This is a genomic window from Acinetobacter nosocomialis NIPH 2119 (assembly GCF_000368085.1).
GTDB classification, from domain to species: Bacteria; Pseudomonadota; Gammaproteobacteria; order Pseudomonadales; family Moraxellaceae; genus Acinetobacter; species Acinetobacter nosocomialis.
On the sequence record NZ_KB849239.1, the window covers coordinates 2,798,050 to 2,820,449 of the forward strand.

General features: G+C 39.8%; 24 protein-coding genes and 5 tRNA genes. 2 read left to right on the forward strand and 27 right to left on the reverse strand.

The features are described from left to right. Positions 1–125: 125 nt before the first annotated feature. The 26 genes from rplL to F984_RS17005 form a co-directional block, all read right to left on the reverse strand. Positions 126–497 carry a 50S ribosomal protein L7/L12 gene (gene rplL, locus F984_RS16880; protein ID WP_001229360.1) on the reverse strand — a complete coding sequence of 124 codons (372 nt, stop codon included), beginning with the start codon at positions 495–497 and terminating at the stop codon, positions 126–128. Positions 498–539: 42 nt separating this feature from the next. Next, a complete protein-coding gene (gene rplJ, locus F984_RS16885; protein ID WP_002157004.1) occupies positions 540–1,046 on the reverse strand; it encodes a 50S ribosomal protein L10 in 507 nt (168 codons plus the stop codon). 319 nt (positions 1,047–1,365) lie between these two features. Next, positions 1,366–2,061, reverse strand: a complete 696-nt coding sequence (gene rplA / locus F984_RS16890; RefSeq protein WP_002156922.1) for a 50S ribosomal protein L1 — start codon at positions 2,059–2,061, stop codon at positions 1,366–1,368. 3 nt (positions 2,062–2,064) lie between these two features. Next, on the reverse strand, positions 2,065–2,493 hold the full coding sequence (gene rplK, locus F984_RS16895) for a 50S ribosomal protein L11 (protein ID WP_001074682.1): 429 nt from the start codon (positions 2,491–2,493) through the stop codon (positions 2,065–2,067). Positions 2,494–2,602: 109 nt separating this feature from the next. Further along, on the reverse strand, positions 2,603–3,136 hold the full coding sequence (gene nusG, locus F984_RS16900) for a transcription termination/antitermination protein NusG (RefSeq protein ID WP_002115092.1): 534 nt from the start codon (positions 3,134–3,136) through the stop codon (positions 2,603–2,605). Between the two features lie 7 nt (positions 3,137–3,143). Further along, on the reverse strand, positions 3,144–3,584 hold the full coding sequence (gene secE, locus F984_RS16905; protein ID WP_002157045.1) for a preprotein translocase subunit SecE: 441 nt from the start codon (positions 3,582–3,584) through the stop codon (positions 3,144–3,146). A 75-nt stretch (positions 3,585–3,659) separates the two neighbouring features. Continuing rightward, a tRNA-Trp gene (locus tag F984_RS16910) sits at positions 3,660–3,735 on the reverse strand. Between the two features lie 60 nt (positions 3,736–3,795). After that, positions 3,796–4,986, reverse strand: a complete 1,191-nt coding sequence (gene tuf / locus F984_RS16915; RefSeq protein ID WP_002157016.1) for an elongation factor Tu — start codon at positions 4,984–4,986, stop codon at positions 3,796–3,798. A gap of 159 nt (positions 4,987–5,145) precedes the next feature. Next, a tRNA-Thr gene (locus F984_RS16920) sits at positions 5,146–5,220 on the reverse strand. Between the two features lie 13 nt (positions 5,221–5,233). After that, positions 5,234–5,309: transfer RNA gene (locus F984_RS16925), tRNA-Gly, on the reverse strand. Positions 5,310–5,345: 36 nt separating this feature from the next. Beyond that, positions 5,346–5,429: transfer RNA gene (locus tag F984_RS16930), tRNA-Tyr, on the reverse strand. A 56-nt stretch (positions 5,430–5,485) separates the two neighbouring features. Beyond that, a tRNA-Thr gene (locus F984_RS16935) sits at positions 5,486–5,561 on the reverse strand. Between the two features lie 98 nt (positions 5,562–5,659). After that, a complete protein-coding gene (gene trpE / locus F984_RS16940) occupies positions 5,660–7,153 on the reverse strand; it encodes an anthranilate synthase component I (RefSeq protein WP_004710886.1) in 1,494 nt (497 codons plus the stop codon). Between the two features lie 108 nt (positions 7,154–7,261). Continuing rightward, on the reverse strand, positions 7,262–7,930 hold the full coding sequence (locus F984_RS16945; RefSeq protein ID WP_002053177.1) for a phosphoglycolate phosphatase: 669 nt from the start codon (positions 7,928–7,930) through the stop codon (positions 7,262–7,264). A 65-nt stretch (positions 7,931–7,995) separates the two neighbouring features. Beyond that, positions 7,996–8,625, reverse strand: a complete 630-nt coding sequence (locus F984_RS16950) for an FHA domain-containing protein (protein WP_004710890.1) — start codon at positions 8,623–8,625, stop codon at positions 7,996–7,998. Between the two features lie 40 nt (positions 8,626–8,665). Then, positions 8,666–10,942, reverse strand: coding sequence for a type II secretion system secretin GspD (gene gspD, locus F984_RS16955; protein WP_004710891.1), 2,277 nt, complete (start codon positions 10,940–10,942; stop codon positions 8,666–8,668). A 41-nt stretch (positions 10,943–10,983) separates the two neighbouring features. Then, positions 10,984–11,823 carry a type II secretion system protein N gene (locus tag F984_RS16960; RefSeq protein WP_004710893.1) on the reverse strand — a complete coding sequence of 280 codons (840 nt, stop codon included), beginning with the start codon at positions 11,821–11,823 and terminating at the stop codon, positions 10,984–10,986. Then, positions 11,823–12,566, reverse strand: coding sequence for a type II secretion system protein N (gene gspN, locus F984_RS16965; RefSeq protein WP_004710896.1), 744 nt, complete (start codon positions 12,564–12,566; stop codon positions 11,823–11,825). Before gspN ends, F984_RS16960 begins: the two co-directional genes overlap by 1 nt. Positions 12,567–12,897: 331 nt before the next feature. After that, a complete protein-coding gene (locus F984_RS16970) occupies positions 12,898–13,224 on the reverse strand; it encodes an H-NS histone family protein (protein WP_002053185.1) in 327 nt (108 codons plus the stop codon). A gap of 194 nt (positions 13,225–13,418) precedes the next feature. Next, positions 13,419–13,859, reverse strand: a complete 441-nt coding sequence (locus tag F984_RS16975) for an acyl-CoA thioesterase (RefSeq protein WP_004710900.1) — start codon at positions 13,857–13,859, stop codon at positions 13,419–13,421. 7 nt (positions 13,860–13,866) lie between these two features. After that, positions 13,867–15,060: a hypothetical protein gene (locus F984_RS16980; RefSeq protein WP_004710901.1), complete on the reverse strand. Its 1,194-nt coding sequence runs from the start codon at positions 15,058–15,060 to the stop codon at positions 13,867–13,869. A 9-nt stretch (positions 15,061–15,069) separates the two neighbouring features. Further along, positions 15,070–15,909 carry a hypothetical protein gene (locus F984_RS16985; RefSeq protein WP_004710903.1) on the reverse strand — a complete coding sequence of 280 codons (840 nt, stop codon included), beginning with the start codon at positions 15,907–15,909 and terminating at the stop codon, positions 15,070–15,072. Positions 15,910–15,917: 8 nt separating this feature from the next. Beyond that, positions 15,918–16,685: a uroporphyrinogen-III synthase gene (locus tag F984_RS16990; RefSeq protein WP_004710904.1), complete on the reverse strand. Its 768-nt coding sequence runs from the start codon at positions 16,683–16,685 to the stop codon at positions 15,918–15,920. Positions 16,686–16,689: 4 nt separating this feature from the next. After that, positions 16,690–17,607 (reverse strand): hydroxymethylbilane synthase, encoded by a 918-nt coding sequence (hemC, locus tag F984_RS16995; protein ID WP_199983357.1) that lies wholly within the window; start codon positions 17,605–17,607, stop codon positions 16,690–16,692. A 99-nt stretch (positions 17,608–17,706) separates the two neighbouring features. Next, positions 17,707–18,447 carry a LytR/AlgR family response regulator transcription factor gene (locus tag F984_RS17000; protein ID WP_004710910.1) on the reverse strand — a complete coding sequence of 247 codons (741 nt, stop codon included), beginning with the start codon at positions 18,445–18,447 and terminating at the stop codon, positions 17,707–17,709. A gap of 60 nt (positions 18,448–18,507) precedes the next feature. Next, the gene (locus tag F984_RS17005) at positions 18,508–19,647 is read right to left on the reverse strand and encodes a sensor histidine kinase (RefSeq protein ID WP_004710912.1); all 1,140 of its coding nucleotides are present in this window, start codon (positions 19,645–19,647) and stop codon (positions 18,508–18,510) included. Between F984_RS17005 and argH the strand changes: the two genes are divergently transcribed. Further along, positions 19,638–21,071 (forward strand): argininosuccinate lyase, encoded by a 1,434-nt coding sequence (argH, locus tag F984_RS17010; protein ID WP_006581161.1) that lies wholly within the window; start codon positions 19,638–19,640, stop codon positions 21,069–21,071. The two genes, F984_RS17005 and argH, sit on opposite strands and share 10 nt — an antisense overlap. 9 nt (positions 21,072–21,080) lie before the next feature. Next, on the forward strand, positions 21,081–21,350 hold the full coding sequence (locus tag F984_RS17015) for an oxidative damage protection protein (protein ID WP_002053140.1): 270 nt from the start codon (positions 21,081–21,083) through the stop codon (positions 21,348–21,350). Positions 21,351–21,665: 315 nt separating this feature from the next. Here the strand turns inward: F984_RS17015 and phoU are convergent, their stop codons facing one another. Further along, complete coding sequence (phoU, locus tag F984_RS17020) at positions 21,666–22,388, reverse strand: phosphate signaling complex protein PhoU (RefSeq protein ID WP_000075183.1); 723 nt, start codon at positions 22,386–22,388, stop codon at positions 21,666–21,668. Positions 22,389–22,400: the final 12 nt, after the last annotated feature.

The following is a 22,400-nucleotide window of genomic DNA, read 5'->3' on the forward strand; positions in this document are numbered from 1 at the left end:
GATTTTTCTAAAAATCAAACAAAACTAACAAAAATCGAGCCGATTATTGTAACGCAAAAAGGCTGATGACCCAAGAGCCATCAGCCATTTTATGGAGCCGATTTAAAAACCGACTCCTTTTACAATTACTTAAGTGTAACTGTAGCACCAGCTTCTTCAAGTTTCTTCTTAAGTTCTTCGCCTTCTTCTTTAGAAACGCCTTCTTTAAGAACTTGAGGAGCACCTTCAACTAGGTCTTTAGCTTCTTTAAGACCAAGGCCAGTTGCTTCACGAACTGCTTTAATAACAGCTACTTTGTTAGCACCGAAAGAAGTCAACTCAACGTTGAATTCAGATTGTTCTTCAGCAGCTGCAGCAGCGCCACCAGCTGGAGCAGCAACAGCAACAGCTGCAGCTGAAACGTTGAATTTCTCTTCGAAAGCAGAAATTAATTCAACAAGTTCAAGAACAGTTTTTTCAGCAACTGCGTTTAAGATTTCTTCGTTAGTTAAAGCCATGAGAATAACTCCAAATGGATATTGAATGGTGTGTAAAATTGATTAAGCAGCTTCTGACTCGTTTTTCTCTTTGAGCGCTGTAATGAGGCGACCCAATTTCGAAATAGGAGCTTGAAGAACAGAGGCAAGCATAGTAAGCGCTTTCTCTTGGTTTGGAAGATTAGCAATTACGCTAACATCAGCACCTTGATAAACTTTGCCGTCAAATGCAGCAGCTTTTAATTCAAATGCTTTGTTAGTTTTTGCAAATTCTTCAAACAAGCGTGCAGCTGCACCCATGTCATCTTCAGAAGTTGAAAAACCTAGAATTGTTGGACCAACAAGGTTGTCGTTCAAGATATCAAATTGAGTACCTTGGAATGCGCGCTTAGCCAAAGTGTTACGTACGATACGTGTAGTTACACCTAACTTACGAGCTTCAACACGAAGTGTTGTTAATTGCTCTACGCTTAAACCTTGATAGTCAGCAACAACGGCTGCAAACGCTTTAGAAGCAACTTCACTTACTTCTGAAACGATCTGTTTTTTGTCTTCGATAAGAAGAGCCATTGTAAAACCTCCTAAGGTGATTTATGCACCCAATGGGCACACTCCCAATTCGTAAGCCTTTCGACTTACACGCGGAGGAGGAACAAATCACACCACCGCGTCTACGCAGGCTGGATTATTAAGAAAAGCCGCTATCCGAAAATAACGCCTTCTCGCCTGAGGTCTTTGACGCTGATAAATTCTCATTCATCAATTCAAAGTCCGCCTGATAAGCAAGAGTCAAAGCGTTGCTTTAACTGCGCAAAAATAGAAACTTATTTCTATTTTTGCTACCTACTCAATCAGGACTTTAAAATTCTGTACAGAACTAAGTTAAAACTTAGTTAGAAACGTTGTTTACATCAACAGTAAGACCAGGACCCATAGTTGAGCTCAAAGTGATCTTTTTGATGTATACACCTTTAGAAGTTGCAGGTTTTAACTTTTTCAAGTCAGCAACTAAAGTTTCAACGTTTTGACGGATTGCAGCAGCATCAAAGCCAACTTGACCAATCGCAGCGTGGATAATACCCGCTTTGTCTACACGGTAACGAGCCTGACCAGATTTTGCGTTTTTAACAGCATTCGCAACATCAGGAGTTACAGTACCTACTTTAGGGTTTGGCATTAAACCACGTGGACCAAGAATTGTACCGAGCTTACCAACAACACGCATAGCGTCTGGAGCAGCGATCACAACATCAAAGTCAAGGTTTCCACCTTGGATGCTTTCAGCAAGGTCATCAAAACCTACAACATCAGCACCAGCTTCTTTAGCAGCTTCTGCTTGAGCGCCTTGAGCAAATACAGCTACACGTACAGTTTTACCAGTACCTGCAGGTAATGTAGTAGCACCACGAACAACCTGATCAGATTTACGTGGATCTACGCCAAGGTTTACAGAGATGTCTAAAGATTCTTTGAACTTTGCAGCAGGTAAGCTGTTAAGAACCTGTACTGCTTCTTCCAAAGTGTAAACTTTGTTTGCTTCTACAGCAGCAGCAATGGCTTTTTGACGTTTAGTTAACTTTGCCATGTCTTATAGCTCCACTTCCAAGCCCATAGAACGTGCAGAACCAGCAATGGTACGAACACGCGCGTCTAAATCAGCACCAGTTAAGTCTGGTTCTTTAGTAGTCGCGATTTCTTCTAATTGAGCACGAGTCAACTTACCAACTTTAGTTTTGTTAGGTACAGATGAACCCTTTTGGATACCAGCAGCTTTCTTAAGAAGAATAGAAGCTGGAGGAGTTTTCATGATGAATGTGAACGACTTGTCGTTGTACACAGTAATCACTACAGGAATTGGAAGACCTGGTTCAACTTTTTGTGTAGCAGCATTGAATTCTTTACAGAATGCCATGATGTTTACACCACGTTGACCTAGTGCAGGACCAATTGGTGGAGATGGATTTGCTTTACCAGCTGGAACTTGCAGCTTGATATAGCCGTCAATCTTCTTAGCCATTTTAAAATACCTCTGGGTACAGGCGCCGTTAGGCTCCCCAATTTCTACGTAACAACACTGTTACAACAAGAATGCCCGATAAAATCGGGCGCTTTTCAACCAATTAAGATTAAATCGTTTTTTCGACTTGGCGAAATTCGAGTTCAACCTGAGTTGGTCGATTAAACACGTTAATCGTCAACGTTAAACGTGACTTGTCGTATTGAACCTCTTCCACCACACCTTTAAAGTCTGTGAATGGACCGTCAATAACGAGTAATTCTTCACCTGGTTCAAACATCGTCTTAGGACGTGGAGCTTCACCAGTATTACGTACACGCGCAAGAATCGCATCTGCTTCACGTTGAGTGATTGGCGCTGGTTTTTCAGGTGTACCCCCGATAAAACCTAATACTTTCGGACATTCTTTAACAATGTGCCAAGTATCATCATTCATTTCCATTTCAACTAACACATAGCCAGGAAAGAATTTACGCTCAGATTTACGTTTCTTACCATCCTTCATTTCTACCACTTCTTCGGTAGGAACTAGGACATCACCAAAGCTATCGGCAACAGCGCTACGCTGGATTCGTTCTGTAAGTGAACGCATCACTTGTTTTTCATAACCAGAGTAGGCATGAATAATGTACCAACGTTTCATAGCTCTTTTACCCGATAATCAACTTAATTAACCAACCCAAACCATAGTCAAAGCACCATAATACTAACGATGCAACAACTACAACCAATAGAACCTGCCACGATGTAGTGACTGTTTCTTGTTTTGTTGGCCAAGTTACTCGACGCAATTCGACTCGTGCATCTTTCAGCAAACGAACGAAGCCTTTACCTTGATGGGTGGCGTATAATAAACCTAAAGCCACAACGATACAAGCAAAAATTACCCCAACGCGCACCCATACATTATTTGCAGGGGCCCAATACGCTGGTAAATGCTGATTCACCATGGTAGCCGAGAGCAATAATGCAATTGCTATCACCCATAGAACGATATCTAAAGGCGAACCAGTACGAACAACTTCAGCAGAATTATTTCTTTGAGGAATTGGCGCGTCGCTCAATGCGTCACGCGATTTATCATTCGACATTTTTGTACTCGTCGTAGAACTCGCGACTTATTATATGAACAACTAAGCCAGCATCAAGCTTTTTATTTCAAAATATGGCAGGTCAGGAGGGACTCGAACCCCCAACATTCGGTTTTGGAGACCGACGCTCTACCAATTGAACTACTGACCTATAAAGCAAGTTGAGAGCCAAAGCTCTCAACTTGAGACGTAATACGTCACTATATTATGCTTATGCAGTTACTTTCGCAACAACACCAGCACCTACAGTACGACCACCTTCACGGATCGCAAAACGTAGACCTGGGTCCATTGCGATTGGGTGGATTAATTCTACTGACATTTCAACGTTGTCACCTGGCATTACCATTTCAACGCCTTCTTTCAACTGGATCGCACCAGTTACGTCAGTTGTACGGAAGTAGAACTGTGGACGGTAACCATTTAAGAATGGAGTGTGACGACCACCTTCTTCTTTAGAAAGTACGTATACTTCTGCGTCGAATTTAGTGTGCGGCTTGATTGTACCTGGTTTAGCAAGTACTTGACCACGTTGTACGTCTTCACGCTTAGTACCACGAAGTAATACACCACAGTTCTCGCCTGCACGGCCTTCGTCAAGAAGTTTACGGAACATTTCTACGCCAGTTACAGTTGTTTTAACTGTATCTTTAATACCAACGATCTCTACTTCTTCACCAACTTTAACGATACCAGATTCTACACGGCCTGTTACTACTGTACCACGACCAGAAATTGAGAATACGTCTTCGATTGGCATTAAGAATGCTTTGTCGATAGCACGTTCTGGTTCTGGGATGTAAGAGTCAAGAGCTGCTACAAGAGCAAGAACTGATTCTTCACCGTAAGGACCTGCTTCACCGTTAAGAGCAGCAAGAGCTGAACCACGGATTACTGGAGTGTCATCACCTGGGAAGTCGTAAGTAGAAAGAAGTTCACGAACTTCCATTTCTACTAATTCAAGTAATTCTTCGTCGTCAACAAGGTCGCATTTGTTTAAGAATACGATGATGTAAGGTACACCAACCTGACGAGAAAGAAGGATGTGTTCACGAGTTTGTGGCATTGGACCGTCAGTCGCAGCACATACAAGGATCGCGCCGTCCATCTGAGCAGCACCAGTGATCATGTTTTTAACGTAATCGGCGTGGCCCGGGCAGTCAACGTGTGCGTAGTGACGAATTGGAGAATCGTATTCTACGTGTGAAGTATTAATTGTAATACCACGTGCTTTTTCTTCAGGTGCTGAGTCGATTTGCGAGTAATCTTTCGCTTCACCGCCGTAAGTTTTTGCACAAATAGTTGCAATCGCAGCAGTTAAAGTTGTTTTACCATGGTCAACGTGACCGATTGTACCCACGTTTACGTGTGGTTTATTACGTTCAAACTTGGCTTTAGCCATGATGATCTTCCTCGTTTACGTCGAACCAACTACAAATGGCGCTGAACTAACTCAGCTTATCGACATATCGCCTAAAAAACAGACACCCAATACTTGAAAAGCAGACTATATAGCCTGCTTTCTGAAAACTTTGTGGAAATCCACTCAAACTTTAATATCTGGAGCTCTTATCGAGATTTGAACTCGAGACCTCTCCCTTACCAAGGGAGTGCTCTACCACTGAGCTATAAGAGCGACTATCCTTCGATGGAGCGGGAGACGAGGATCGAACTCGCGACATGCAGCTTGGAAGGCTGCCGCTCTACCAACTGAGCTACTCCCGCAACGTTGGTAATAACCACTTCATTCGAAGTTTAGGATGGTGGTGAGAGAAGGATTCGAACCTTCGAAGCTTTCGCAACAGAGTTACAGTCTGCCCCCTTTGGCCGCTCGGGAATCTCACCAATATCGCACTTATCTACAGTGCTGTTCTTTACTCATTCAACTTAACACTTTAAAATGGTGCCGGCACACGGATTCGAACTGTGGACCTACTGATTACAAGTCAGTTGCTCTACCAACTGAGCTATGCCGGCGTTTCTTAGTGTTTCGTACGTTTCGTATCGGAACGGTGTGCAGTTTAGCAAAACTTCCAAACGATGCAAGCGGTTTTTTAAAAAAAACCGCTAAAAACTCATAAAATCAATCCGTTTGATGATAATTCAACCGCTTTGATCACTGCGCGAGCTTTTATTTGGGTTTCATTCCACTCAGATTCTGGATTTGAGTCAGCAACAAGCCCTGCTCCAGCTTGCACATACACTTTTTTATCACGGATAACACAAGTACGGATTGCAATCGACATATCCATTTCACCATGCCAACCTAAATATCCCACTGCTCCACCAAAGACACCTCGTTTTACGGGCTCTACTTCATCAATAATTTCCATTGCGCGTATTTTTGGGGCACCGGATAAGGTTCCTGCCGGGAAGGTTGCCTTAAATACATCAAGTGCATCGATATCATCACGCACTTCACCTTGCACATTTGAAACAATATGCATGACATGTGAATAGCGCTCAATTACCATTTGATCCGTTACTTGGACCTTACCAATTTTTGATACACGCCCTACATCATTTCGACCAAGGTCAATCAGCATCAAATGTTCAGCAATCTCTTTTTCGTCAGAAAGCAAATCTTTTTCTAGTGCAATATCTTCTTCTTTAGTTTTACCGCGTGGTCTGGTTCCCGCTAACGGCCGAACAGTAGCAATACCATTTTCTAAACGAGATAAAATTTCTGGCGAAGAACCTACTATATGAAATGGTTTTTTATCAGTAATCGTTTGGCCTTGAACTAAAAATAGATAAGGTGAAGGATTTAGATGACGTAATGCACGGTAAACCTGTAAAGCTTCTCCATCAAATTCGGAAACCATGCGTTGCCCTGGAACAACCTGCATCACATCGCCAGCACGAATGTATTCTTTAACTTTTTCTACTGTCTCTAAAAATTTTGCTTTACCAGTGATCGATTCAAAATGTGGAGGTGTATGCGGCTTCGCTTGCAAACTAACTGGTGTTGCCAACAGTTGTTCTAATTGATCTAATTTTTGTTGAGCATCATTATAGGCGTTACTCTGCTCTGCATCCGCATGAACAATTAAAAATAACGTATCTTTAAGATTGTCAAAAATAATAACCGTCTTTGAAAGCATCAACCATAAATCTGGAAGCGTAATTGGATCAGCTGTAGGAACATTCTTTAAACGTGGCTCGATATAACGGACTGCGTCGTAGCCCAAATAACCTACTAATCCGCCTGTAAAGCTTGGTAAATCTGGTAATAGATCGGCTGGGGGTACTTTAAATTGTTTTTGGAATTCACGAATGTATTGAAATGGATCTAGACAATCTTGTTGTGTGATTGATCCATCAGCATGCTGTATAGATAAAACACCAGCATTGCAGGAAAAAACTGTTGATTCACCCAATCCAATCATAGAATAGCGAGCCCAGTTCTCTCCACCTTCAACTGATTCAAACAAGTAAGCTTGTGTTTGATCTTTAAAGCGGGCAAAAACCGATAATGGAGTTTCAGTATCTGCTAATCGTTGACGATAGACTGGAATAGTATTGTAACCAGCAGTTTTAAGTTGCTCAAATTGCGCTAATGTTGTCATGAATCTTCTCTAATATGGTTTCGATTTAAAAGTGTGTTTTTCTAGATTCGAGTTAGACACGCCATCGAAAAACCATACGCTTATTCATTCTTATCTCCATTTTCTTCATTAGACAATTAACTCAGCAAGACTATCAACAACTTGCTGAGGTTGGCAATCATAGATATTTTCTCCATGATTATAGCCATAGCTAACCACAATACAATCAATTCCGGCACGGCGGGCAGCTTCAATATCATTACTTGAGTCACCAATCATTAAGGACTGTGAAGCAGATGTTTTTAGGCTTTCCATGCAATGTAATAGTGGTAGTGGGTGCGGTTTTCTTTCAGGTAAGCTATCTCCTCCAAGTACAACTTGAAAATAAGGAGAAAGCTCTAAGGCATCCAACAGTCCCTGAGCAAGCTTGACAGGCTTATTGGTAACACATGCCATTTTTATATTCAAAGTTTGGCAATGTTTTAAAAATTCAGGTACGCCTGGGTAAATTTGAGTATTTACACACAGCTCTGCACCATATATGTCTACAAACTTTTGCAATAAAACCTGATGTTGTTCAGCATCCAATTTTCCAAATATATGAAGCAGAACACTTTCACAAAGTTTTGAAGCCCCTTTGCCTACCCATTCCCGTATTTGTGCTTCTGTTACTAATGGCCAACTGAGTGATTGCAGACTTAAGTTCATAGACCGATATAAATCAGCAGCAGAATCAACCAAGGTTCCATCCAGATCAAATAAAATTAAATCGCGCTTACTTAGTTGTGCAACAGACATTTTCTTCTACTCAAAATTAAAAAGGCATGCGTTTAGCATGCCTTGATTGTAAAAGCACCAACGAATTATTTAAAGAATAACCATGCCAATACAGCCAAAATCACTAAAATAATAATAGTAATTAAACCAATAGATGCATTCTTTTGCTGCTCTTTTTCTTCAGCTACACGAGAAACAGGTTCTTCAATAGCAACCGGAGTTTGCTCAGGCTGAGCATGAATATTCACTCCTTCAGGAATCGGTGCTGGTTTTGGAATAGAAATATTCTGCGGCATACCATCGTGGCGAACTTCCACCTCTGCAGCACGCTCTGCAAGGCTTGGCATGCCTTGATCACTTAAATCTTGTGCCGGTGCAGCTTGTACTGGCTCTGCTTCAATTTCAGGTAAATCATTATTTTCTTGAGCAGGCGCTAGTACTGAAAATTTAAAACTTGCAAATTGAACAATATCGCCATCATGCAGCTGCTTTTCTTGCTCAATACGAATATCGTTTATAAATGTACCATTTGATGAATTAAGGTCTTGCACCCATAACAATTGGTCCTTTAAAAGCAATGCCGCATGGCGACGCGAAATTTCAGCGGCCTGTAATAGCAAATCAGCATCTTGATGACGTCCCACCAACATATCACGATCAATACTAATTTCTTGACCAGTAAATTCACCAGTAATTGCTTGTAGTTTCCAAGTCATGCCTATGTCCTATTCATTTTTTATCAATCATAACATGCTACTACGGTGCCGTGCTTGGACGCAGTGTCGTTGTTGTTACTGTATTTTTAGTTCGATTCACTTCTGGATCAGGTAACTGCAAGGTCTGTTTCTGAACAGCAGGCTCTACCGCCACAGGTGTGGTTATGGTCGTGCTTTTTCCACCTGATGGAACCTGTTGATAATTTTTGGATTGAGTTCCAATACTTGGAGGTGTCATTTTTTGATTGTAAACATCATCAACCTGCTCAGGTAATTTTGCAAAATTACCATTTTTATCCATAGCCAATTGCAAGCTATAAAGCTGATTATAGCGCTGCTGAGATAAACGGCGAACATCATTCGCATCGCCTACAATTGTTGGATGAATAAAGACAAGTAGATTACGTTTTACATTACTTCTATTATCCGATCGGAATAATCGCCCAACATAAGGGATACTACTCAATCCTGGTATACCTTGCCTTGAAAGTGATGTGTCATCTGATACCAAACCACCCAGCACTACAGTCTGCCCATGTTCGGCCAAAACAGCTGTTTTAATAGCACGTTTACTTGTCACCAAGTCAGCAGCTTGCCCACGACTATCCTGAACAGCAGAGACCTCTTGCTCTACTTCCAGACGCACTGTACCGCCTTCACCAATATGTGGAATAACTTTTAATGTTACACCGACGTCTTTGCGTTCCACAGTAGTGTATGGATTAATACCCGTACTATTGGTAGTGACTGATCCTGTGACAAATGGAACGTTTTGACCTACAACAATATAAGCTTCTTCATTATCCATCGTTACAATGGATGGCGTTGAAAGTAAGTTTGATTTTGTATTGGTTTTGAGAGCTTGAATTAATGCACCATACGCCTTACGAGAGTTATCAAAATTACCCAATCCTAAAGTTGCACCATTACCTTTATTAGCTCCATTAGCGATAGCAGATGCAGCTCCAGCCGTACCACCCGATAAATAACCAGCAGCAATAGAAGATAAACTCGCCCCTACATTACTAAAGCTAAGTAAACCAATTCCACTAGATAAATCGCCGAGCGCCCATTGAATTCCAAGTTGATCTGCATCATCTCCAGAGACTTCAATAATTGCGGCCTCGATAAGCACTTGTTGACGACGGACGTCTAGTTGTTGAATTGCAGATTCAATTTCACGCATTAATTGGGGATCAGCTTTAACCACCAATGAGTTCTGAGCATTATCTGCAATGATACTTACACCATTTTGACTAAAGCTAGAGATATTGTTCTGATTACTATTGTTTGAATTACCATTTAGGTTGATTGATGGGGTAGATATTGAACTACCATTTGAACCCGACGTGTTTGAACTAGAGTTCTGGTTATTCCCAATCAAACCATTAATCGAATTTGATGAATTAGATGAGTTCTTATTGTTGCCAGAAGAAGATACTGCTTGACCAGTGACTAGTCCTTGTAAAATTTCTGATAAATTTTTAGCACTCGCATATTTTAATCTAAAAACTTTTAAGCCACCCAAACGATCAGCAGAAGGCACATCCAGCATTTCAATCATGTGGCGAATGCGCTTACGTGTTTCTGGATCACCTTTTACTAAAATACGGTTTGTTCTGTTGTCTGCAATAATACGAATACGAGCACCGCTAAAATCTTTAGATGCACCTGTTGCACTCATTGCTTCAAGTTGTGTGATGATTTCTTCTGCTTGGCTCGATTGAAGATTGATCGCTTCAATATCGTTTTGCCCAGTTCCGTCTAAGTTACGGATAATATTTTCAAGCTGATAGATATTTGCTGCGCGGTCCGAAACAATCAGTGCATTGGTTCCTGCAATCGCAGCCATATGCGCAAACTGAGGCATTAAAGGGCGAAGTGCTGGAATTAAGTCATTTGGATTAGTATTTTCAAGCCAAATCACTCGTGTAACGATTTGATCTCCACGAACCCTATTTCTAGCATCATAAGGAATTCCTGAGTTTTTAACGTTGCTATCGGGCACAAGCTTAATCGTATTACCAGAAGGAATTGCAACAACCCCATTTACATTTAAAACCCCAAGAAATAGGTCATAAACTTCATCTTTATTTAATGGCTTATTAGAAATGACCGTGACATTACCACGTACTCTTGGATCTACAGCGAAGTTCTTTCCTGTAATGTCTGCAACTTCATTAATAAAAGCAGTTAAGTCAGCATCACGTAAATTGATCTTCCATGTTTGGGCATAGGCGCTGCTACTCACTGTCGCAATCAATGGGGCTGCTGCAAGTAATGCCCAAAGTGGACGTTGATGATTCAATAAAGCCATAACTCGCGATATTTCCTAACTCTTATGGTGACGTGTTATCACTAAAAATTTTGTTGTATGGTCATCACTTGATCACCACGTTTTATTTCTATTTTTACTTGTCCTGCTCGACGAGCTTGTTCAAGTAATTGCACATCCGTTTGCCCTTGCCCAACCGTTTGACCATTTAAAGAGACAATTCGATCGCCAGGCCTTAAACCTAACTTATTTCTAAGCGCAGTCGGTGTACGTTCTGTAACTTCATAACCTTCACTTGAGTTTCCACTGACCCCCATATCTTTGAGGTACTGCTCTCGGTTACCTTGCATCTGCTGAATCGCTTGCCCTAGGGCTTGTTGAGTCGTATTTACAGGTGCCGCAGGTTGAGAAGGTGTAGTAGGTTGTTGTTGTGAAGCATCTGGCGTCATCGGTTGATATAAACCATTTGGCAAACCTTTAAACTCAAGTTCGCGGGTACTGCCATTTCCTTGACGTAACACCACATGATCCCAATAAACTTCTGCCAGTTGGTAAGAAGTAGAACCAATGGTTTCACCAACCCGATAACGCTCAGCAATATTATCAACTTTAATAACAGCCGAAGAGAAGCGGTTTGGATAACCCACCATTACGCCTTGTAATTCTAGATTCACACTTTCCTGAGCCGCATTGGCAGAAGGTTCATTAAAAAGTGAAAAAGTACTAATGTTTGGTATTTGTGGCTGCTGAGAACCGAGCTCTACCCGATCAAACTGCATCATTTGTGGAGGAGCAATCACCAACCAAAAAAATGAAGCCAATTTCCAACACAACCATAAAATTAAAATGGCTAAGACGACTACACTGAGTCGATCTAATTTTTGCCATTGTAATTGCTGTAATTTATCAAGCCATGCTTTCATTAGTTACCACCTTGTAGTAATGGTTGGCGAGAACTAATGACAAAAGTGTCTAAACCAGCTTTTCCATCATAAGATGGAACGTTAAGCAATAAACGCTGCGTGAGTTGAACATCAAGCATCATATTGGCATCAAGTAAAAGATTCGCCATTTTTTGATTTCGCTGATCACGGATGTCAACTTGTAGCTGTCCATTGTGGTCAGCCAACTGCCCACTTAAAGAAGGCATGTTCATACGATCTTGACGATCACCAATATTATAAACTAGCGCTCCACCACCCCAATGCAACTGTCCATCAACCGCTGCAAAGCCTTGCTCTTTTTTATAATTAAACTGGATATCTTTAAGTTGAATACTATTTACAGGCCATTGCCAGTTCACAATCTGCTTCAGTGTTTCTGGAGCAACTTGACCATTCATATTTCGTACAATTACTTTTTTGCCAAAACCATATGCCATGATTCCCGCTAATTGTGTATTACCGCTATGAATATCAACATCTGCAGCAAAGCGTAATAAAAGTAAATCTAGAGGTCTCGTTTTCCAGTGAATGGTTCCCCGTAAAGCACCACGATGCCAGTCTGCTTGCCCCTGCCAGATGTTGCCACTTACATTATGGACAGTTTGATTATTTTTTGAAAATTTAGAGATAAGCCAAGTCGCCGGAATCTGTAAAATAATAAAAATTAAAAATGCAATGAGGGCAAAAAACCACCACTTCCATTGCTTAGACTTTTTCTTCATTCAGCCTTACCAACATGCAAATTATCGTCCTTATATGAGAGTTCCTCTCTAGTCTGACATTATGCATACTTTTTCAACATCGCCAATTCACTTCATATAAAAAAACCAAGCAATCAGGCTTGGCGTCTTCTTAAAGACTATAAGTTGTACGTATGACAAAATCATGAAAATTGACGATTGATCTCACTAAATGCAAATTTAGTCTCAACAATGTATTTATTCAGGAATTTAAACACTTTATTGAATACTTTATTTTTTAAATAAAATTTTTAATTCTTTTTAAAATAAAAAAGCCAAGCTAAATCGCTTGGCTTTTTAAGAAGCAATACAATTAGATTAAGAAATCTTCAAGTTTTGCACCTTTTTCGATTTCAGCAACTAACCAGCGTGGTTGTTTACCGCGACCAGTCCAAGTCTCTTCAGAGTTGTTTTTGTTACGGTAGCGTGGTTCTACAGATTTACGTGTTGTTTTCTTACGTTTTTGAGCACCAAACTCAAGAAGTTGTTCAACACTAAAACCTACATTTTCAGCAATCTCGATAATTTGATTATATGCATCTTCAATTGCTTGATCTTTTTTGCTTGCAATTAAAGCTTCTGCTTCTTCTTGTAAGCGTTTTAACTCTTCAACAGATAATTCACTAATATCCGGTTTCATTAATAAATACTCCAGTCTTACAGACAATTCAAATAATACAGACAAAATTTAAAAACATTAAATCATAACCAATAGTATTTATAATCTATTCAATAAGCAATAGTTTGAAAGACGAGTTCGTCAGAATAATGCTATAAATTTACTTTTTAATTACATTAATAATTATAATTGAAATATATTTTCTTAATATTTATTTAAGCTAAATGTATTAAGTCATGTCCTACTGATTTTTCTAATTCAATAATTTTACTTTTTACTTCATTTGGTATTTCACATTTTAAACCTGTAGATTTATCTACACAAACCATTACTGCTTCAGCTGTAGCAACGATTTGCTGCTGCGTTTCACTCCATAATATATAAGCCATACGGAATGCGCTATTGCGCATCTCTTCTACACGAACCCCTACTTTCAATACATCTGGATAAAACACAGGTTTTAAATATTTGCACTGACTTGAAGCAACAACAGTATATATATTTGGGGTCAATATATTTACATTTTCCATATATAAAATACGTGAGCTTTCAATATATCTATAATATTGTACATTATTGACATGACCAAAAGCATCCATATCTCCCCATGCTACTTTCTGGTCGTATATTACAGGGTAGACAGACAGTTCTTTCATTTTTACCTCATATTTTAAATTTTAAAAAATTCGCATCATTTTCAAAGATTAGGTTTAACTGTTTGATTAACTCATCATCTTCTTTTAAGGTTGATTTAATACGTAAATAGCTCATTAAAATATTATCTGGGTATAAACTTAATAATATTTCTGCTTCAGCTTGACGCTCCGTTGCCATGTAAACATGCCATTTTGCAAATGTTAAAACCGGCAAATTCATATATTGAGATTCGAATTGATTAATCTTTTCCTCAACATCTGCATAGTCAGGAACCTGCTTAAGCAATTGTTGCTGAAACCATAAGTAAAATACGTCTGGATCAAATTGCTCTTTGAGTAAATGCAAGGTTAATGCTTCATGCTGAATACTCATTTCTGGCATACGTGCCAAAAGTTTTAGCCATAGCAATTTACTACTATAAGGTCTAGTTTGAATTTCAGACTCTAAATCTAGATAGCGCTGTTGCAGTGCATGTAAATCGTCTACCGAAGCTTGATCGAATTGTTGTAGAAGCTGTTGCAACCATAAATCACGATGCTCAGCATCCAATAATCCATACTTCATTGAACGCAAATATACCCATGGTTGCTGTAAAGCAAGCTGCCCCCATAACGCGGTTAATCGTTGTTGATATGCAGTCTCGATCTCTTCAAGCCAAGGTGATAATTGATGTTGATATAGAAACTCAAGATGAGTTAATGCACGTTCAGCTTCATTTTGAGCTAGAAATATTTCAATACGCTGCAACTCAGCTAATTCAAAAGCCATTGGTGGGGATTGATCTAAAGCATCTAATGCTTTTTGATAATCTCCACTTAAAACCAAAAACTTGGCATCAATAATATTTTTTAAAAGGCCCGACTGATTAAAAACGCGTTCGATAAATACGCGTTGGTCTTCGGCAGCTTCTAATAGCCAGACAATACCTAATTGCTCATAAGGATGAAGGTTTTTAAATTGAAAAATATTTTCTCTTTTCCTCTGTTCACGCGAGGAATAACGTTTAATCCAAAGCCATATTAACTGAGCAATAAAACTCATCACAACAAAGGTAAGGACTAAGCCCCACACATTTGTTTGCAGTTGCAATTGACGCCAGTAGATATAGACGTAACCCATACCGTAGCCATAACTCAATAAAGCTAAAGCCGCAAAAAGTACTAAGCTAATGAGCAGATAAACCCATAGGAGATGTTTCATATGTCCTCCTTATGAGCCTAATAGACCAAGAGTTGATAATTTAGGCACAGGCACGATAGATAAGTGAGCCACTTTAGCAATACGGTTTTTCAATTGTTGACTGGTGGCGTCTGGCAGTTCATTTAGTTTTTGCATTACTGATTGCAGCTCATTTTGATACTCTGCCATCTTTCCTTGATTTAATGCCTGCTCAGCAATTAAGAGTCTTAATTGCACTTCCTTAAATACAACACTTCGATTCATTAAATTAATAGACGGCGTTTCTACTTTTTCAATACGGAACCATTTTTTCCACCAAGACACTGCCTCGGATTGATCCATTTCAAGTTTAGGTTGAGCTAATGCTTGTTGAATATTCTTATCAATAGTTTGCAGTAAGTCATCAATCAATTGATGACGCTGATTTTGAGCAATTACGTATTGCTGTATTGCCTGTTTATCCTGTTCAATCGCCTGATTTAAACTGTGTTGTAATGCCGGGGCAATTTCATATTGTGGTAAGGATTGTTGTAGCTGAGTTAAATGATCTACCGCAAAAATAAACTGTTGTTGATCTATCGCAAACTGAATTAAATCTAATTTTTGTTTAATGACTACCGTTGGCGTAATACCAGTATGAATGATTTCATGATTTGTTAAAGGTGCTGCTTGAACGTCACTACTCGACTGAGTCTGTGTTTGTCTTTTTAATGCCACCAATTGATCATTTAAATTGGCATACTGCTGCTCCGATTGCAGTAAGCTCTGCTGAAGCTCAGGAACAGTACGAGAAATTTGCCACATATCGTAACTGAGCTTAGCCAACCAAGCGATGCTCAGCAAAATGATGATAGAAACAAGTTTTCTCATACGAATCCTTATAATGCCTGAATGTGATGAATCATCCCCGAAGGCGATAAATTTTCAAGTTGAATAATGTGAAAATAGGCCTGTTGTTGATCGCGATATTTTTTTACAAGTTGAAAAAGACGTGGCCCTAAAACCAAATATACACAATCAGGTTGTACATTATTTTTTAAACAAAGCTCTAACCAATATTTCCAGCTTGCCTCACTGGTAATTAAGACAAGCCATTTTTCTAAATTATAATTTGAATTCTGTGTCAGATGTTTGAACTTTGAATATGAAACTTCTGGGCACTGTCGATGATATAAGACAAAATTCAAAATCTGAATGCCTTGCTGCTGCAAAGTTTCCATCATAAATTGACGGCCACCTTCACCTCTCCAAAAAGCCACACTACCCGTCTGTCGCATATTATGAAGAATAGGAAGATTAAGCATGCCTTCAGACGTTTCCACATCTGGAACATGCGCGTCAATTCCATATTCATGGAGACGATTTGCCGTGGCTTGTCCGACCGCAATCCACTGAATATGTTTTAAGTCTTCTAGCTTTAAACCACTTTGCTTTAAATATTGCATCCCCACATCAACAGCAGTGGGGCTCACAACTATAATCGCTTGTGCGCCAGTTAACTGCTGATAGAGTTGAGCGAGTGATTCTAAAAAAGGTTGAGCAACCAGCTCTAAAAGAGGTAAAGACTCGACCTGAAACCCCTTATTTTGCAAAGCTTGAGTTAATTCAGCCGCACGTGAATCAGGTCGAGTATTAATAAACAGCATAACGTTAGTAAAGAGCCTTCAATAAATCGCCAGCGCCTTGTTCAAGTAAGTTTCGAGCAAGGTTTTCGCCTAATTGCTGAGCATTGTGTGCTTCATCTGTGAGTTCAGCACGCAGTAATGTTTGCCCATCAGGACTTCCGACGCGACCTTCAATATGAATTTTGCCGTCTTGTAAGGTTGCATAGCCCGCAATCGGTACCTGACAACCACCTTCAAGATAGGCATTAAATGCACGCTCAGCACGCACACAAACATCAGTCTCTGTATGTAAAAGAGGTTGAATTAAAGCCAATACTTCTTGGTCATCTGCACGACATTCCAAACCAAGAGCGCCCTGCCCAACCGCAGGCAAACTTACACTTGGCTCGATACAGTGACGAATGCGTTCTTCTAACCCTAAACGTTTTAAACCAGCGCTCGCCAAAATAATCGCATCGTATTGACCATCATCTAACTTACTTAGGCGAGTTCCAACATTTCCACGTAAATCAATAATTTGTAGATCTGGGCGTTGTTTTAAAATTTGTGATTTACGACGTAAGCTTGATGTACCAACTTTTGCTCCTTGCGGCAAGTCAGCAAAATTTTCAAAATGATTTGAAACGAAAGCATCTAATGGATCTTCACGTTCGCAAATGACGGCCAAAGTTAAACCTTCTGGTAATGCCATTGGAACATCTTTCATTGAATGCACAGCAAGGTCCGCACGACCATCTAAAAGTGCTGCTTCCAACTCTTTAACGAACAACCCTTTACCACCAATTTTTGCTAAAGGTGTATCTAAAATTTTATCGCCCTGCGTGACAAACTTAACCAACTCCACCGTTAAATCTGGGTGAAGCTCCTGTAAACGGGCACGAATATGTTCTGCCTGCCAAAGAGCAAGTGGGCTTTGTCGTGTAGCAATTTTCAAGGTTTTCATAAATTCAAGCATGGGCTGGTCAAACAATACACCCTAAACTTAACTTGATCCCTTAAAATTGCAAGTAAAATCTCACTGACAAAATAGGATGCTGACTCGTTAAAGTTGGTGTATTCGCTCTCTAAGGGTAGATAAATGACGGCGGCTAACGGAAAGTCTTTCATCCAAGCCACGTAATCGAACCTGATACTGACCTGAACTCACAAGCTCTAAACCATCTAAATAAGCAATTGAGACCAAAGCATTTCGATGAATACGGATAAACTGATCTGCAAATTCAGTTTCAAGTTCTTTTAGTGTTTCATCAATCAAGACACTGCCATTTTTATGTCGTACCGTGACATATTTCTGATCTGCCAAAAAATAATAGATATTTTCAACAGGAATCAGCTCAACACCGCGATAGGTTTTAGCAGCAATTTGATGTCTTTGCGTTTTTAAATCCTGCAAAAGCGTAGGATTAGGTAAGGCACTGAGCTGCGCTTGAGTAAGTTGAGTTAATTGCTTAAAAACCTGCTCAAGTTCTTGAGGGTCAATCGGTTTAAGAAGATAAGCTTGTGCCTGTGATTTAAATGCTTCTAGAGCATGTTGATCATAGGCTGTGCAAAATACGATAGCAGGTCGAGGATTAAGCTGACTTAATTGCTCCGCACAGACGAGACCATTCATACCCGGCATTTGGATATCAAGTAAAATCACATCCGGTTGATGAAGCCGTGCCTGTTCCAAGGCATCTTGGCCATGATGAGCTGTTGCGACAACATCATGTCCCATCTTTGAAACTAAACGTGATAATCGTTCCACTGCAAGTGGCTCGTCATCACAAATTAGCACCTTCATTCATCCTCCTTGTCACCGTTAACTTGGTCCATTTTTTTATGGTTAACTCTGACTGACTTATTATTTTGATTGGTAGTGATAGCTCATAATAGTGGTATATAAAGTTTCACCCTTATACACTTGGAACCTAACAGAGTTCCCATAATACGCCTTCAAGCGCTGCTTAACATTTTCAAGAGCGATTCCATGCCCTTTCCGTGATTTTATTGTATCGTCTGTATAAGGGTTGGTAATGACTATACTGACCTGATTTTGCAATATTTCAACCAATACCCCAATGGTTGCTTTACCTATCATTGGTTCGACCCCATGAAAAATACTATTCTCTAACAAAGGTTGTAATGTCAATAAAGGAATCGTGACCTGCTTTAATTGCAAAGGTTCAATTTCCATTTTCCAGTCAACTTGTAAACGCTCACCTAAACGTATTTGTTCAATTATTAAATATTGTTTACTAAGCTCAATTTCTTCATACAAGCTTACCAATTTTAATTCTTGAAAACTCGCTCTAAATAAACGTGACAGACTAATCAGCATACTTTCTGCTTTATCTGGGTCTATCGTAATTAAACTCACCACATTATTTAAACTATTAAATAAAAAATGAGGATGAATGCGTGCTTGCATAGCCTGAATACGAGCATTTAATTCTGCATATTGTTGATGCAACCATTGTTCCCGAACATATAAATAGCGCAAACAAAATGCGCCAAGTAATATTCCATAACTTAAATATAATGGGACATGAGTAAAATAAATACTCCAGTCCTGTGCTGTAGCAGTCATCCTTTTCAAAATTCCGAATTGAAAAAAATTAGTTATGATGGTGGTCGCCACCACAATCGCTTGCAGCAAGACAAAACCAATGGCCAAAGCATATTTTTGCTGAAGCTGACTAAAAAAATTTTGAAAATATTCAACTAAAGCAAAAAAAGACAAAATCACCCAGTTAATAAAAATCATATATTGTAAAAGGCGTGACCCACTTAATGCGTGCCAAGACTGCGCTTCCGCCAAGGCCAGAACCAATGCCAAAACATTACTTGCAATAATTAATTCTAATAAGTGTTGCCAACGATCAATTTTCGTAAAAAAATAGGAGGAATTTTGATTTCGATATGCTGTAGAAAACAACTTTGTTTGTTGAGCTTCGGCAAGTGATATACTCTTTTTTATTTTACTGAGCCACCATGACCACATCTTCAAATCCCCCTAATTCAGCAGCCCCAAACCAAACCTCAGGTATGTGGGGTGGTCGTTTTTCTGAAGCGACAGACGCTTTTGTAGCAGAATTTACTGCCTCTGTTCAGTTTGACCAACGTTTTTATAAGCAAGACATCGCTGGTTCTATTGCGCATGCTACCATGCTTGCGAAAGTTGGCGTACTGACAGAAGCAGAACGAGACGACATTATTGAAGGTTTAAGCACCATTCGCGCAGAAATTGAAGCTGGAAACTTTGAATGGCGTATCGATCTTGAAGATGTTCACATGAACATTGAATCACGTTTGACTCAACGTATCGGCATTACAGGTAAAAAATTACACACTGGTCGTAGCCGTAATGACCAAGTTGCAACAGATATACGTCTTTATCTTCGCGATGAAATTGATGATATTTTAGGCTTATTAGAGCGTTTACAAAAAGGTTTGTTGGGCTTGGCTGCCAAAAATGTAAACACTATTATGCCTGGCTTTACACACTTACAAACAGCTCAACCGGTAACTTTCGGCCATCACTTGTTGGCATGGTTTGAAATGTTGGTTCGTGACACTGAGCGTCTTCAAGACTGCCGTAAACGTGTAAACCGTATGCCACTTGGCTCAGCTGCGCTTGCTGGTACAACCTACCCGATTGACCGTGCTTACACAGCAGAATTACTCGGTTTTGAAGCTGTATCTGAAAACTCGCTTGATGCTGTATCAGACCGTGATTTTGCAATTGAATTTAATGCAGCAGCATCTTTAATCATGATGCACTTATCACGTATGTCTGAAGAACTTATTCTTTGGACTTCTGCACAGTTTAAATTTGTGAACATTCCTGACCGTTTCTGTACTGGTTCTTCAATCATGCCACAGAAGAAAAACCCTGATGTTCCAGAACTGATTCGTGGTAAATCTGGCCGTGTGTTTGGTGATTTAATTAGTTTACTTACGCTCATGAAAGGTCAGCCATTGGCGTACAACAAAGACAACCAAGAAGATAAAGAACCTTTATTTGATGCAATCGATACAGTTCGTGGTTCACTCATGGCATTTGCAGACATGATTCCTGCATTGGTTCCAAATATTGAAATCATGCGTGAAGCTGCACTTCGTGGGTTCTCGACTGCTACAGACCTTGCTGACTATTTAGTGAAAAAAGGCGTTGCGTTCCGTGATGCGCATGAAATTGTGGGTAAAGCTGTTGCATTAGGTGTGGCTGAAGAAAAAGATTTATCTGAACTCACACTTGAGCAATTACAACAATTCTCTGACCTAATTACAGCAGATGTATTTGATAAAGCTTTGACACTAGAAGCTTCGGTAAATGCACGTGATCATATTGGCGGAACTTCACCAAAACAGGTTGAAGCTGCGATTGCCCGTGCCCATAAACGTCTAGAACAGTTATACGCTTAAGGATACAAAATGAGTCGACAAGTATTTTGCCGTAAATATCAAAAGGAAATGGAAGGATTAGACTTTGCTCCGTTTCCAGGTGCTAAAGGCCAAGAATTTTTTGAAAATGTTTCTAAGCAAGCATGGCAAGAATGGCTACAACACCAAACTACGCTAATTAATGAAAAGCGTTTAAACGTTTTTGATCCAGAAGCGAAAAAATTCCTTGAAGAACAACGTGAGAAGTTCTTCAATAATGATGAAAGCGTTGAAAAAGCAGAAGGTTGGAAGCCAGAATAATTCGTTTTTTCTAAGCTCATCATCATTAAAAAGGCGGGTTTATATACATAGACCTGCCTTTTTTTACGTGAAACTTACACAAACATATAAAGCCTTACATAGAGCGCACAGGACTCTACATGACATAAATTGGCTCACACCTTAATATCAATTCATAGCAAGTAAGACACGATCCCTGTCGTGTTTTCTCTTAATGCACTTGATTTTCTGTCCTGAACTTCCCCCCAAAGTTCGGGACATTTTTTTATCTATTATTTCTAAAAAATAAAAAAAGCCTTGTTTCAAACAAGGCCTTTCGATACTTCAACTCAAGTATTACTTTTCGTGAACTTTTGCTTCAATTTCTTCAATTTTAGTATGGCGAGCATCAAAACCTTTTGCCATGTAAATCACTTGTTCAGCAATGTTACGAGCATGGTCACCAATACGCTCTAAAGAACGTAAAACCCACATCACGTTAATTACACGTGCAATATGACGCGGATCTTCAATCATATAAGTCATTAAAGTACGTGTTGCTGACTGATATTCACGGTCAATATCCGCATCAGCTAAAAGTACACGTAAAGCTTGATCGGCATCTAAACGTGCAAAAGCATCTAGGGCATCGTGAATCATGACACGGACTTGGTTACCGATATGACGGGTTTCCATGTAACCACGAGGTGATCCACCCTCTTCACATAGATTTTGTGCAATACGGGCAATTTTTGCAGCTTCGTCACCAATACGCTCAAGGTCAGTATTGGCTTTGCTCATTGCAATCACCATACGCAAGTCAATCGCTGCTGGATGACGGCGTGCCAAAATCAGTGTCAGACCTTCATCAATATCACGCTCATATTGATTGACTGCATTATCTTTAAATTGAACATCAATTGCTAAGTTTGCATCTGTATCAAGCAAAGAATGAATTGCATTGGCAACCTGTTGTTCGACCAAGCCACCCATGGTCATAAACTTTGTGTTCACATCTTGCAAATCTTCATTAAATTGAGAAGAAATATGATGGCTTAACACCGGATTACTCGGACTCAAGGGAAGCCTCCA

Excerpts from the sequence above, each read along its gene's own strand:
- rplL (WP_001229360.1), bottom strand. The coding sequence starts at position 497 with ATGGCTTTAACTAACGAAGAAATCTTAAACGCAGTTGCTGAAAAAACT.
- rplJ (WP_002157004.1), bottom strand. The coding sequence starts at position 1,046 with ATGGCTCTTCTTATCGAAGACAAAAAACAGATCGTTTCAGAAGTAAGT.
- rplA (WP_002156922.1), bottom strand. The coding sequence starts at position 2,061 with ATGGCAAAGTTAACTAAACGTCAAAAAGCCATTGCTGCTGCTGTAGAA.
- rplK (WP_001074682.1), bottom strand. The coding sequence starts at position 2,493 with ATGGCTAAGAAGATTGACGGCTATATCAAGCTGCAAGTTCCAGCTGGT.
- nusG (WP_002115092.1), bottom strand. The coding sequence starts at position 3,136 with ATGAAACGTTGGTACATTATTCATGCCTACTCTGGTTATGAAAAACAA.
- secE (WP_002157045.1), bottom strand. The coding sequence starts at position 3,584 with ATGTCGAATGATAAATCGCGTGACGCATTGAGCGACGCGCCAATTCCT.
- tuf (WP_002157016.1), bottom strand. The coding sequence starts at position 4,986 with ATGGCTAAAGCCAAGTTTGAACGTAATAAACCACACGTAAACGTGGGT.
- trpE (WP_004710886.1), bottom strand. The coding sequence starts at position 7,153 with ATGACAACATTAGCGCAATTTGAGCAACTTAAAACTGCTGGTTACAAT.
- F984_RS16945 (WP_002053177.1), bottom strand. The coding sequence starts at position 7,930 with ATGTCTGTTGCACAACTAAGTAAGCGCGATTTAATTTTATTTGATCTG.
- F984_RS16950 (WP_004710890.1), bottom strand. The coding sequence starts at position 8,625 with ATGACTTGGAAACTACAAGCAATTACTGGTGAATTTACTGGTCAAGAA.
- gspD (WP_004710891.1), bottom strand. The coding sequence starts at position 10,942 with ATGGCTTTATTGAATCATCAACGTCCACTTTGGGCATTACTTGCAGCA.
- F984_RS16960 (WP_004710893.1), bottom strand. The coding sequence starts at position 11,823 with ATGAAAGCATGGCTTGATAAATTACAGCAATTACAATGGCAAAAATTA.
- gspN (WP_004710896.1), bottom strand. The coding sequence starts at position 12,566 with ATGAAGAAAAAGTCTAAGCAATGGAAGTGGTGGTTTTTTGCCCTCATT.
- F984_RS16970 (WP_002053185.1), bottom strand. The coding sequence starts at position 13,224 with ATGAAACCGGATATTAGTGAATTATCTGTTGAAGAGTTAAAACGCTTA.
- F984_RS16975 (WP_004710900.1), bottom strand. The coding sequence starts at position 13,859 with ATGAAAGAACTGTCTGTCTACCCTGTAATATACGACCAGAAAGTAGCA.
- F984_RS16980 (WP_004710901.1), bottom strand. The coding sequence starts at position 15,060 with ATGAAACATCTCCTATGGGTTTATCTGCTCATTAGCTTAGTACTTTTT.
- F984_RS16985 (WP_004710903.1), bottom strand. The coding sequence starts at position 15,909 with ATGAGAAAACTTGTTTCTATCATCATTTTGCTGAGCATCGCTTGGTTG.
- F984_RS16990 (WP_004710904.1), bottom strand. The coding sequence starts at position 16,685 with ATGCTGTTTATTAATACTCGACCTGATTCACGTGCGGCTGAATTAACT.
- hemC (WP_199983357.1), bottom strand. The coding sequence starts at position 17,607 with ATGAAAACCTTGAAAATTGCTACACGACAAAGCCCACTTGCTCTTTGG.
- F984_RS17000 (WP_004710910.1), bottom strand. The coding sequence starts at position 18,447 with ATGAAGGTGCTAATTTGTGATGACGAGCCACTTGCAGTGGAACGATTA.
- argH (WP_006581161.1), top strand. The coding sequence starts at position 19,638 with ATGACCACATCTTCAAATCCCCCTAATTCAGCAGCCCCAAACCAAACC.
- F984_RS17005 (WP_004710912.1), bottom strand. The coding sequence starts at position 19,647 with ATGTGGTCATGGTGGCTCAGTAAAATAAAAAAGAGTATATCACTTGCC.
- F984_RS17015 (WP_002053140.1), top strand. The coding sequence starts at position 21,081 with ATGAGTCGACAAGTATTTTGCCGTAAATATCAAAAGGAAATGGAAGGA.